This is a genomic window from Levilactobacillus sp. FUA 3915 (assembly GCF_044053135.1).
Taxonomy (GTDB): Bacteria; Bacillota; Bacilli; order Lactobacillales; family Lactobacillaceae; genus Levilactobacillus; species Levilactobacillus lanxiensis.
The window spans coordinates 1-11616 of sequence record NZ_CP168702.1; the positions used below are offsets into that span (position 1 = coordinate 1).

Sequence of the window (11616 nt, forward strand, 5' to 3'; positions counted from 1 at the left end):
TTATTAAAATATGAACCATATGAACAACTGTCACAATTTAAAGTACACATACACAGAAAAACCATTGCCTCTATACAAATAACAAAAAAGGACACCATGTGCACATATTTTACTACACAGCGTCTTTTAATTTAAAGAATATCTTCCTGAAATGGATCATGTAACCTCTTTTCGGCTATCTCGACAAAATTATGATCCATATCAAATCCTATATAGTGTCGACCCAGTTGATTCGCTGCAACCAGTGTAGTCCCAGATCCCATAAATGGATCAAGTACCACTTGTCCTGGAATTGTAACTAATTCAACTAGCATCTTCATTAGATTCAAAGGTTTTTGCGTTGGGTGAAATCCATGATCATTAGTTTGTTCACTGACCCTGATAATGTTTGATTCAGGTAACACGTCGACTAAAGTAGTGTACTTGTCAATTACTGTCTCATTCCAAGCGCCAACTTCATTTTTTAACACATTATCAGCCAAAGTCTTTCCCATTTCGTATGGTTTTTGAAACCATAGAATTGGCTCAAACAATGGCCTTGGATTAGCTACACGCCAATCGGACCATTTTTCAGCATTCTCATGATCCCCACGCCTGCTATAGATAGACGAAACATGTTGTGCACGATGTGGTGCCTTGTTTTTTTGCCATGCAATCATATCTTTAAAAGTAAACCCAGCATCTTCCATAGCGACAACAGCTCTATGCGCAAATCTACGCCCCGCAAAGATAAACACGCTACCACCCGGCTTTAATGTTCTAAGCCATTCAGCCGCCCAATTATTTACCCATTGTTGATACTCTAACGGAATCTTTTTATCGGCTTCGCTCCAACCATTCAATGGCTTGCCACGTCTTGCAAAAAGCGCACCATTCTTTTTTTGTCCGTCAGAACTACCACCGAGTGCAGAGTTAGTATTATTGTGTAGTACGTCCCAGTCATCATACCCAATACCATAAGGAATATCAGAAATAATCGCATGTATACTCTCATCTTCGACCTTCTTGATCAAATCGACAGAATTACCCTCATACAGTGTATCGATCCGCATTTAGACCTCCAATATACTTATCAATCGTCATAATTTTAGAACCTATCTTCTTTTCAATTAGCAATTCAGTTATTGCTTCTTCTCTAGTCATGGATTGGATTTCTTGAATCCTGCCTTGCCAAAAATGTTTTTCACTGTCACCACGTTGTTTTAATAATGCAATGTCATTAATCAATAAATCCTTAAATTGATCCATGCTCAAGTGTAACACGTCCAAAAAGAATTCATTAAATTCCCTGATAAAGTTTTTATTAGAATTAGCAACGGAAACTGTTCCCGCATAACCACTAGACCAGTTCCAAATAGTTTCTAAACTAAAATCTGGCGTTTCCTTAATTTCGTTTTCTAACATCAACAGTATGTGTTCCCATGTAAATAGAAGAACATTGCGCTCAACTGCTTGCTTGTAAATTTGACTTTCTTTTTTGGGGTATTGGAAATACGGAGATGCTAAAACTGCGTAATTATTATCTCCACGCCACACATCTAAAGATTCCACCTTAAAATCCTTTTGATTTTTTGCGGTCCTACTCATTCTGAATGCCTTTGCATCTGCGGCCAACGAATAATCATGATACTTAGATTTCGCAACAACATCCGCAGCATTTCCTCGTTCCGCCAAAACAACAGACTTAAGCCCAAGTTCAATGAATGCTCTAGACAGAACCGCATCAGAAGCCTTGGCAAACAGCTTCTCCTCAGTACTGTCATGTACAATACTTTCGGGAATTACCCCAATTGCTGCAACTATTGGTTTAATATCATCAATGTCATTTACGTATTTTTCTAATTCTTTAGATGCATGCACAAAAGAAAATGCTTTATCTGATAATTTACCGGTAACCCGTACAATTTCACTTAAAAACTCATCGAACATGTCCATTTAATTCCAATCTGCCATTTATTTAACCTATCTATTGTAACAAAAAAACGTAACAAAAAAAAACACAGGTACATTAAAACTGATTAAAATAGTTTACTATTCGAGTATTCAACCACCAAATCTAATCATTGACTGAAGAATGGTATAAGTAATTTTAAGTTGCTACCGTTTTCCAAACCCCTTTCGGAGTTCAGCAAGCATTTCTTGTCTTGTCTGATCTCTTATTGTTTTATCATGCTCAATCTGTCGTTCGGCTAAAATCTGTTTTTCAGTTGAGCCTAGTGGTAGGCCTTTAACTTTATCGGTAGCACGCCATTTTTCTTGTTCTGTTAATTCACCATTATTCTGGATATTAAAAAGTTTTTGACGCTCATCTTGGAACTTACCTTGAGAAAAGTCGTTTGCATCTTTTCTTTCAGGCTTCCAAGTAAAAGTATAACCAATCACTGGTTTCCCACGACCTTTACCATATTTTTTTCGTATAGTTAGGCCTCTAAACAAAGGGGTTAGTTCTTCCTTAATTGGGCGAATAACCCTAGATTCAACGTTCGCAGGCTTACTCCAATAGCTTTGTGGAATATCTAGTAGTTCAAAGAAATCATTTTTAGAAAAATAAGCATAACCAGTGGTTCGGAATTGTTTAAGAATACGAAAAGTTGTTTTTGCGTAACTACTCTTTAAATCTCGGAACTCTGTCAAAGCATAACGAACCCAACTTTCGAGATTATTTAGAAGTTTCAATGCTTTGGGATAAATTTGAATATCAACATAAGGAACGTCTGCAGATCCCTTAATTTCAAATCGAGTGAACATGACAAACATCTCTCTATCAAGACCATCTTTACTTCGAGAGCCAAATCTAAGACCTAGTATTTTTTGATATGTACTTTGTATGTCATCAATAAACCGATTATTTGCGGTTGGCTTATAGGCACTTAACTCTTTTAACTGATCAAAGGTAAATCTAACAGTATCATCACCTTTATCACGCATTCTAGAAACTACAGAAAAGAACAAGTTCATTTCTACAGGAGAAAACCTTCGCAAGGGGATTGTATTTAATTCAGGGTCATATTTGACTAATTCATTGCTCATAAAATAACCTCCTTGAATAATACTACCTTATTTGAATACAGGAGTAAATAAATGTAGTCGATAAACAGACAAAATGTAGTCGATAAACAGACAAAATGTAGTCGATAAACAGACAAAATGTAGTCGATAAACAGACAAAATGTAGTCGATAAACTTCTGTACGCCTTGGGGGAGTAAGGCGCAATAGGGGTCTAAAAGAGGTTTAAAAGAGGTTTATAAAAGAGGTATAAAAGAGGCACCACTGTACAAGATCAAAATCTAAAACAAAAATACAAAGGAGTGAGCCCAAAAACCGGCTCACATTAAACTTCATTCGCTACGCTCTTTGCGCCTCACTTCGTTCGTTGCCTACAAAGGAGTGACAAGCCACATTTAATCGGGCGCTGACACCCCGAACCCCGTCCAAGCTGAGCCAGCTTGACTGCTTTTTCACTCGCCGTTAGGCAGGAAAGCAAAGTTTTATAGAAACTTTGCTTTCGCCAATTCAGTGTTAAGACTGGTTTAGAGCTGTCAATTCCTTATGCTCCCACGCTTTGCTCGTCCGCTACCATTGACAGCAAACAGTTAGTTTTTCTAAATCTTAGCAAGAACTTAGCTGCTATGTTCGTTTTTTAGGGCCTTATTTTTCGTTTCTAGCAATTTTAAGACTATTCATATACATTTATACCAAAGCAAAACAAAAAGCCCTCAGCAGGCTCTTAGAGGGCTAAATGACGAAACCTGGACGACTAATAATATCTTCTTGCCTTTTTTGCAAAACATAAGTGTATAAGGAATCATAAAAATTCCTCTTGATCTCATCAGGTTCATTGACAGAAGCTTCAAACAATTCTTGAATATCAACTTGCCAAGGATCAGCAAGCATTTCATCAATTGGCTTTAATACTTTCTTTTCGTCCATCTGAGTTACTCCTAACATTAGCTAATTATTTCAGGTTTAAATTAAAGGCATCTTTTTATAGTTAGTTATTCAAAGATTGTGATTAAGTTTAGAAAGAAAAACGGTGTAAAGCAATTAAAAAGATTTGTTTGAGCGCAGAGAAATCTAATACAATTTTTGGAGTATCGAAACACGTCAAAGTTAGTTGACGTGTAAGTGCGCATTAAACTAAAAAAAACCTTTTATTTTAATGATCAAGTTAGCTATTTTTTAGCGTCATTAAACGGAATGAAATGAGTTTAATGCGCACTTACACACCACAATTAAAATTGCTGGTGTTTGTGCTAAATTTCCTGTATCAGAAGTCGCCGTTGGCGACAACAAAATCAAACTAATTTACCCAAAATCAATTTGGTTCAACATGTTTTCTGTACTTGCTTGATCCAAGCCTAAATAAGCTAAAGTCATTGATTCACTTGAGTGATTTAGTAAGTGCATGACCAAACCAATATTATAATTAGATTGTGTGTAGACGCGATAAGCACCGGTTTTTCGCATCGTATGGGTCCCTAGATAATTAATGCCTAACAGCTCGCCAACCTTACTCATAATTTTGTAGAACTGTTTTTCCGTGATATGGCGCTCGGGGTGTTGAATGGAAGGAAAGAGCCATTCAGAGGCTAGTCTATGATCAAGTAGCCATTGACGGTACAATAAGAGCTCTGTTTGAACTGGTTTAAGATACAAGGTATTAGGCTTACCCGTTTTTCGGTCGTGAATGAACGCATTTTGTTTAATAGAACCGTCCGGATTGAAAATATCGGTTTGTTTTAAGCGCATGACATCACTGACTCGCAACAGTGTCGCTTTGCCAACTTGAAAAACTGTATAGTTACGCCGGCCAGCTTTAAAGTTGTTGAGTAAGGTATCTTGCACCTCTTTGAGAACGTTTGAATCTTTGATGGGTAAGACAACTTGTTGCATAGTTTTAGCTCCTTAAAAAATTGATTTTTAGTACAAATTAAAGTACAATATTAAGTACAATGAAAGGGTGGTAAATATGACATTAGCACTAACACAGAGCGATTTTCGCGCTAACCTAAAAAAATATTTAGATCAAGTTAATGACGAAGATGAAACCGTTTATATTGCTCGTTCAAATAGTCGCGCAGTGGCCATCGTTTCACAAGAAAAAATGGACTGGCTAGAAAGAGCATTAAAAGCGAAAGAAGGTTCGTTAGAATATGCAATTGCGCGTGATCAGTTAATTAAACGCCATGTTTTACCTGATGATGAAATTGTTGAATCAAATGATGATTATTGGGGTCAGTTTAAATAATGAAAAAACTAAGATTTAAACCACGTGCAACCTTTAATGCTGATCTAAAACGGTTAGCCAGTTTAGACCAATCTATTATTGATGAAGTTCGAGCAGCCATTGACCTGTTGCTTGAGCAACAACAATTACCACCAGAATTTGAAAATCATGAGCTTAATCGACGAATGAGCGGGTATAATGAATTTCACTTACGAGATACCCCGAAAAACAAAACACCAAGCGAAACTAACGATGTCTTGGTGGTTTATACGATTGATACAGATGAACTAGTCTTAATTGGCATTCGAGTCGGATCGCATGATCGTTTATTTCCTGGTCAAAATCGTTCTAAAAGGTATCGAAAAAATGACGAATAAAAGAAGTTATTTATACCATATAAAAACAAATAACCCCCAACATCTACATTGTAGATATTGGGGGTTATTTTAACAATGATTTTGAGGGGCGATTTGTTAATTATCGTCCCTGGTTGTGTGCCATATTAATTCATATTTCTATTTACTTTAACACTGTAAAATCTATAACATCCATAGTCATTTTCGCACTATCAATTCTTAGGTTATTAAAATATGAACCATATGAACAACTGTCACAATTTAAAGTACACATACACAGAAAAACCATTGCCTCTATACAAATAACAAAAAAGGACACCATGTGCACATATTTTACTACACAGCGTCTTTTAATTTAAAGAATATCTTCCTGAAATGGATCATGTAACCTCTTTTCGGCTATCTCGACAAAATTATGATCCATATCAAATCCTATATAGTGTCGACCCAGTTGATTCGCTGCAACCAGTGTAGTCCCAGATCCCATAAATGGATCAAGTACCACTTGTCCTGGAATTGTAACTAATTCAACTAGCATCTTCATTAGATTCAAAGGTTTTTGCGTTGGGTGAAATCCATGATCATTAGTTTGTTCACTGACCCTGATAATGTTTGATTCAGGTAACACGTCGACTAAAGTAGTGTACTTGTCAATTACTGTCTCATTCCAAGCGCCAACTTCATTTTTTAACACATTATCAGCCAAAGTCTTTCCCATTTCGTATGGTTTTTGAAACCATAGAATTGGCTCAAACAATGGCCTTGGATTAGCTACACGCCAATCGGACCATTTTTCAGCATTCTCATGATCCCCACGCCTGCTATAGATAGACGAAACATGTTGTGCACGATGTGGTGCCTTGTTTTTTTGCCATGCAATCATATCTTTAAAAGTAAACCCAGCATCTTCCATAGCGACAACAGCTCTATGCGCAAATCTACGCCCCGCAAAGATAAACACGCTACCACCCGGCTTTAATGTTCTAAGCCATTCAGCCGCCCAATTATTTACCCATTGTTGATACTCTAACGGAATCTTTTTATCGGCTTCGCTCCAACCATTCAATGGCTTGCCACGTCTTGCAAAAAGCGCACCATTCTTTTTTTGTCCGTCAGAACTACCACCGAGTGCAGAGTTAGTATTATTGTGTAGTACGTCCCAGTCATCATACCCAATACCATAAGGAATATCAGAAATAATCGCATGTATACTCTCATCTTCGACCTTCTTGATCAAATCGACAGAATTACCCTCATACAGTGTATCGATCCGCATTTAGACCTCCAATATACTTATCAATCGTCATAATTTTAGAACCTATCTTCTTTTCAATTAGCAATTCAGTTATTGCTTCTTCTCTAGTCATGGATTGGATTTCTTGAATCCTGCCTTGCCAAAAATGTTTTTCACTGTCACCACGTTGTTTTAATAATGCAATGTCATTAATCAATAAATCCTTAAATTGATCCATGCTCAAGTGTAACACGTCCAAAAAGAATTCATTAAATTCCCTGATAAAGTTTTTATTAGAATTAGCAACGGAAACTGTTCCCGCATAACCACTAGACCAGTTCCAAATAGTTTCTAAACTAAAATCTGGCGTTTCCTTAATTTCGTTTTCTAACATCAACAGTATGTGTTCCCATGTAAATAGAAGAACATTGCGCTCAACTGCTTGCTTGTAAATTTGACTTTCTTTTTTGGGGTATTGGAAATACGGAGATGCTAAAACTGCGTAATTATTATCTCCACGCCACACATCTAAAGATTCCACCTTAAAATCCTTTTGATTTTTTGCGGTCCTACTCATTCTGAATGCCTTTGCATCTGCGGCCAACGAATAATCATGATACTTAGATTTCGCAACAACATCCGCAGCATTTCCTCGTTCCGCCAAAACAACAGACTTAAGCCCAAGTTCAATGAATGCTCTAGACAGAACCGCATCAGAAGCCTTGGCAAACAGCTTCTCCTCAGTACTGTCATGTACAATACTTTCGGGAATTACCCCAATTGCTGCAACTATTGGTTTAATATCATCAATGTCATTTACGTATTTTTCTAATTCTTTAGATGCATGCACAAAAGAAAATGCTTTATCTGATAATTTACCGGTAACCCGTACAATTTCACTTAAAAACTCATCGAACATGTCCATTTAATTCCAATCTGCCATTTATTTAACCTATCTATTGTAACAAAAAAACGTAACAAAAAAAAACACAGGTACATTAAAACTGATTAAAATAGTTTACTATTCGAGTATTCAACCACCAAATCTAATCATTGACTGAAGAATGGTATAAGTAATTTTAAGTTGCTACCGTTTTCCAAACCCCTTTCGGAGTTCAGCAAGCATTTCTTGTCTTGTCTGATCTCTTATTGTTTTATCATGCTCAATCTGTCGTTCGGCTAAAATCTGTTTTTCAGTTGAGCCTAGTGGTAGGCCTTTAACTTTATCGGTAGCACGCCATTTTTCTTGTTCTGTTAATTCACCATTATTCTGGATATTAAAAAGTTTTTGACGCTCATCTTGGAACTTACCTTGAGAAAAGTCGTTTGCATCTTTTCTTTCAGGCTTCCAAGTAAAAGTATAACCAATCACTGGTTTCCCACGACCTTTACCATATTTTTTTCGTATAGTTAGGCCTCTAAACAAAGGGGTTAGTTCTTCCTTAATTGGGCGAATAACCCTAGATTCAACGTTCGCAGGCTTACTCCAATAGCTTTGTGGAATATCTAGTAGTTCAAAGAAATCATTTTTAGAAAAATAAGCATAACCAGTGGTTCGGAATTGTTTAAGAATACGAAAAGTTGTTTTTGCGTAACTACTCTTTAAATCTCGGAACTCTGTCAAAGCATAACGAACCCAACTTTCGAGATTATTTAGAAGTTTCAATGCTTTGGGATAAATTTGAATATCAACATAAGGAACGTCTGCAGATCCCTTAATTTCAAATCGAGTGAACATGACAAACATCTCTCTATCAAGACCATCTTTACTTCGAGAGCCAAATCTAAGACCTAGTATTTTTTGATATGTACTTTGTATGTCATCAATAAACCGATTATTTGCGGTTGGCTTATAGGCACTTAACTCTTTTAACTGATCAAAGGTAAATCTAACAGTATCATCACCTTTATCACGCATTCTAGAAACTACAGAAAAGAACAAGTTCATTTCTACAGGAGAAAACCTTCGCAAGGGGATTGTATTTAATTCAGGGTCATATTTGACTAATTCATTGCTCATAAAATAACCTCCTTGAATAATACTACCTTATTTGAATACAGGAGTAAATAAATGTAGTCGATAAACAGACAAAATGTAGTCGATAAACAGACAAAATGTAGTCGATAAACAGACAAAATGTAGTCGATAAACAGACAAAATGTAGTCGATAAACTTCTGTACGCCTTGGGGGAGTAAGGCGCAATAGGGGTCTAAAAGAGGTTTAAAAGAGGTTTATAAAAGAGGTATAAAAGAGGCACCACTGTACAAGATCAAAATCTAAAACAAAAATACAAAGGAGTGAGCCCAAAAACCGGCTCACATTAAACTTCATTCGCTACGCTCTTTGCGCCTCACTTCGTTCGTTGCCTACAAAGGAGTGACAAGCCACATTTAATCGGGCGCTGACACCCCGAACCCCGTCCAAGCTGAGCCAGCTTGACTGCTTTTTCACTCGCCGTTAGGCAGGAAAGCAAAGTTTTATAGAAACTTTGCTTTCGCCAATTCAGTGTTAAGACTGGTTTAGAGCTGTCAATTCCTTATGCTCCCACGCTTTGCTCGTCCGCTACCATTGACAGCAAACAGTTAGTTTTTCTAAATCTTAGCAAGAACTTAGCTGCTATGTTCGTTTTTTAGGGCCTTATTTTTCGTTTCTAGCAATTTTAAGACTATTCATATACATTTATACCAAAGCAAAACAAAAAGCCCTCAGCAGGCTCTTAGAGGGCTAAATGACGAAACCTGGACGACTAATAATATCTTCTTGCCTTTTTTGCAAAACATAAGTGTATAAGGAATCATAAAAATTCCTCTTGATCTCATCAGGTTCATTGACAGAAGCTTCAAACAATTCTTGAATATCAACTTGCCAAGGATCAGCAAGCATTTCATCAATTGGCTTTAATACTTTCTTTTCGTCCATCTGAGTTACTCCTAACATTAGCTAATTATTTCAGGTTTAAATTAAAGGCATCTTTTTATAGTTAGTTATTCAAAGATTGTGATTAAGTTTAGAAAGAAAAACGGTGTAAAGCAATTAAAAAGATTTGTTTGAGCGCAGAGAAATCTAATACAATTTTTGGAGTATCGAAACACGTCAAAGTTAGTTGACGTGTAAGTGCGCATTAAACTAAAAAAAACCTTTTATTTTAATGATCAAGTTAGCTATTTTTTAGCGTCATTAAACGGAATGAAATGAGTTTAATGCGCACTTACACACCACAATTAAAATTGCTGGTGTTTGTGCTAAATTTCCTGTATCAGAAGTCGCCGTTGGCGACAACAAAATCAAACTAATTTACCCAAAATCAATTTGGTTCAACATGTTTTCTGTACTTGCTTGATCCAAGCCTAAATAAGCTAAAGTCATTGATTCACTTGAGTGATTTAGTAAGTGCATGACCAAACCAATATTATAATTAGATTGTGTGTAGACGCGATAAGCACCGGTTTTTCGCATCGTATGGGTCCCTAGATAATTAATGCCTAACAGCTCGCCAACCTTACTCATAATTTTGTAGAACTGTTTTTCCGTGATATGGCGCTCGGGGTGTTGAATGGAAGGAAAGAGCCATTCAGAGGCTAGTCTATGATCAAGTAGCCATTGACGGTACAATAAGAGCTCTGTTTGAACTGGTTTAAGATACAAGGTATTAGGCTTACCCGTTTTTCGGTCGTGAATGAACGCATTTTGTTTAATAGAACCGTCCGGATTGAAAATATCGGTTTGTTTTAAGCGCATGACATCACTGACTCGCAACAGTGTCGCTTTGCCAACTTGAAAAACTGTATAGTTACGCCGGCCAGCTTTAAAGTTGTTGAGTAAGGTATCTTGCACCTCTTTGAGAACGTTTGAATCTTTGATGGGTAAGACAACTTGTTGCATAGTTTTAGCTCCTTAAAAAATTGATTTTTAGTACAAATTAAAGTACAATATTAAGTACAATGAAAGGGTGGTAAATATGACATTAGCACTAACACAGAGCGATTTTCGCGCTAACCTAAAAAAATATTTAGATCAAGTTAATGACGAAGATGAAACCGTTTATATTGCTCGTTCAAATAGTCGCGCAGTGGCCATCGTTTCACAAGAAAAAATGGACTGGCTAGAAAGAGCATTAAAAGCGAAAGAAGGTTCGTTAGAATATGCAATTGCGCGTGATCAGTTAATTAAACGCCATGTTTTACCTGATGATGAAATTGTTGAATCAAATGATGATTATTGGGGTCAGTTTAAATAATGAAAAAACTAAGATTTAAACCACGTGCAACCTTTAATGCTGATCTAAAACGGTTAGCCAGTTTAGACCAATCTATTATTGATGAAGTTCGAGCAGCCATTGACCTGTTGCTTGAGCAACAACAATTACCACCAGAATTTGAAAATCATGAGCTTAATCGACGAATGAGCGGGTATAATGAATTTCACTTACGAGATACCCCGAAAAACAAAACACCAAGCGAAACTAACGATGTCTTGGTGGTTTATACGATTGATACAGATGAACTAGTCTTAATTGGCATTCGAGTCGGATCGCATGATCGTTTATTTCCTGGTCAAAATCGTTCTAAAAGGTATCGAAAAAATGACGAATAAAAGAAGTTATTTATACCATATAAAAACAAATAACCCCCAACATCTACATTGTAGATATTGGGGGTTATTTTAACAATGATTTTGAGGGGCGATTTGTTAATTATCGTCCCTGGTTGTGTGCCATATTAATTCATATTTCTATTTACTTTAACACTGTAAAATCTATAACATCCATAGTCATTTTCGCACTATCAATTCTTAGG

At 36.5% G+C, this 11616-nt stretch carries 14 protein-coding genes; 4 read left to right on the forward strand and 10 right to left on the reverse strand.

The window, feature by feature from the left end; genetic code table 11:
* Positions 1–131: 131 nt before the first annotated feature.
* The 5 genes from ACEPST_RS00005 to ACEPST_RS00025 all read right to left on the reverse strand — a co-directional run bounded on the left by ACEPST_RS00005 (position 132) and on the right by ACEPST_RS00025 (position 4894).
* Complete coding sequence (locus tag ACEPST_RS00005) at positions 132–1052, reverse strand: DNA-methyltransferase (protein ID WP_395391059.1); 921 nt, start codon at positions 1050–1052, stop codon at positions 132–134.
* A complete protein-coding gene (locus ACEPST_RS00010) occupies positions 1030–1929 on the reverse strand; it encodes a HindIII family type II restriction endonuclease (protein ID WP_395391057.1) in 900 nt (299 codons plus the stop codon). The genes ACEPST_RS00005 and ACEPST_RS00010 overlap by 23 nt, the downstream gene beginning before the upstream one ends.
* A gap of 168 nt (positions 1930–2097) precedes the next feature.
* The gene (locus ACEPST_RS00015; protein ID WP_395391055.1) at positions 2098–3030 is read right to left on the reverse strand and encodes a replication initiation protein; all 933 of its coding nucleotides are present in this window, start codon (positions 3028–3030) and stop codon (positions 2098–2100) included.
* A 706-nt stretch (positions 3031–3736) separates the two neighbouring features.
* Positions 3737–3949 (reverse strand): hypothetical protein, encoded by a 213-nt coding sequence (locus tag ACEPST_RS00020; RefSeq protein WP_395391053.1) that lies wholly within the window; start codon positions 3947–3949, stop codon positions 3737–3739.
* 357 nt (positions 3950–4306) lie between these two features.
* Positions 4307–4894, reverse strand: a complete 588-nt coding sequence (locus ACEPST_RS00025) for a site-specific integrase (protein ID WP_395391066.1) — start codon at positions 4892–4894, stop codon at positions 4307–4309.
* A gap of 76 nt (positions 4895–4970) precedes the next feature.
* Between ACEPST_RS00025 and ACEPST_RS00030 the strand changes: the two genes are divergently transcribed.
* Together ACEPST_RS00030 and ACEPST_RS00035 are read left to right on the forward strand one after the other, a co-directional pair.
* Entirely contained in the window at positions 4971–5249 is a 279-nt protein-coding gene (locus ACEPST_RS00030) for a type II toxin-antitoxin system Phd/YefM family antitoxin (RefSeq protein WP_002834561.1), read from the forward strand.
* Positions 5249–5605, forward strand: coding sequence for a type II toxin-antitoxin system YafQ family toxin (locus ACEPST_RS00035; protein WP_395391061.1), 357 nt, complete (start codon positions 5249–5251; stop codon positions 5603–5605). Before ACEPST_RS00030 ends, ACEPST_RS00035 begins: the two co-directional genes overlap by 1 nt.
* Before the next feature lie 334 nt (positions 5606–5939).
* Here ACEPST_RS00035 and ACEPST_RS00040 read toward each other — a convergent pair whose 3' ends face one another.
* The 5 genes from ACEPST_RS00040 to ACEPST_RS00060 all read right to left on the reverse strand — a co-directional run bounded on the left by ACEPST_RS00040 (position 5940) and on the right by ACEPST_RS00060 (position 10702).
* Positions 5940–6860 carry a DNA-methyltransferase gene (locus tag ACEPST_RS00040; protein ID WP_395391059.1) on the reverse strand — a complete coding sequence of 307 codons (921 nt, stop codon included), beginning with the start codon at positions 6858–6860 and terminating at the stop codon, positions 5940–5942.
* Positions 6838–7737, reverse strand: coding sequence for a HindIII family type II restriction endonuclease (locus tag ACEPST_RS00045; protein WP_395391057.1), 900 nt, complete (start codon positions 7735–7737; stop codon positions 6838–6840). Before ACEPST_RS00045 ends, ACEPST_RS00040 begins: the two co-directional genes overlap by 23 nt.
* A 168-nt stretch (positions 7738–7905) precedes the next feature.
* The gene (locus ACEPST_RS00050; protein ID WP_395391055.1) at positions 7906–8838 is read right to left on the reverse strand and encodes a replication initiation protein; all 933 of its coding nucleotides are present in this window, start codon (positions 8836–8838) and stop codon (positions 7906–7908) included.
* A 706-nt stretch (positions 8839–9544) separates the two neighbouring features.
* The gene (locus ACEPST_RS00055) at positions 9545–9757 is read right to left on the reverse strand and encodes a hypothetical protein (RefSeq protein WP_395391053.1); all 213 of its coding nucleotides are present in this window, start codon (positions 9755–9757) and stop codon (positions 9545–9547) included.
* A gap of 357 nt (positions 9758–10114) precedes the next feature.
* Positions 10115–10702 (reverse strand): site-specific integrase, encoded by a 588-nt coding sequence (locus ACEPST_RS00060; protein ID WP_395391066.1) that lies wholly within the window; start codon positions 10700–10702, stop codon positions 10115–10117.
* Positions 10703–10778: 76 nt separating this feature from the next.
* Between ACEPST_RS00060 and ACEPST_RS00065 the strand changes: the two genes are divergently transcribed.
* Both ACEPST_RS00065 and ACEPST_RS00070 read left to right on the forward strand, forming a co-directional pair.
* Positions 10779–11057, forward strand: coding sequence for a type II toxin-antitoxin system Phd/YefM family antitoxin (locus tag ACEPST_RS00065; RefSeq protein WP_002834561.1), 279 nt, complete (start codon positions 10779–10781; stop codon positions 11055–11057).
* A complete protein-coding gene (locus tag ACEPST_RS00070; protein ID WP_395391061.1) occupies positions 11057–11413 on the forward strand; it encodes a type II toxin-antitoxin system YafQ family toxin in 357 nt (118 codons plus the stop codon). Before ACEPST_RS00065 ends, ACEPST_RS00070 begins: the two co-directional genes overlap by 1 nt.
* Positions 11414–11616: the final 203 nt, after the last annotated feature.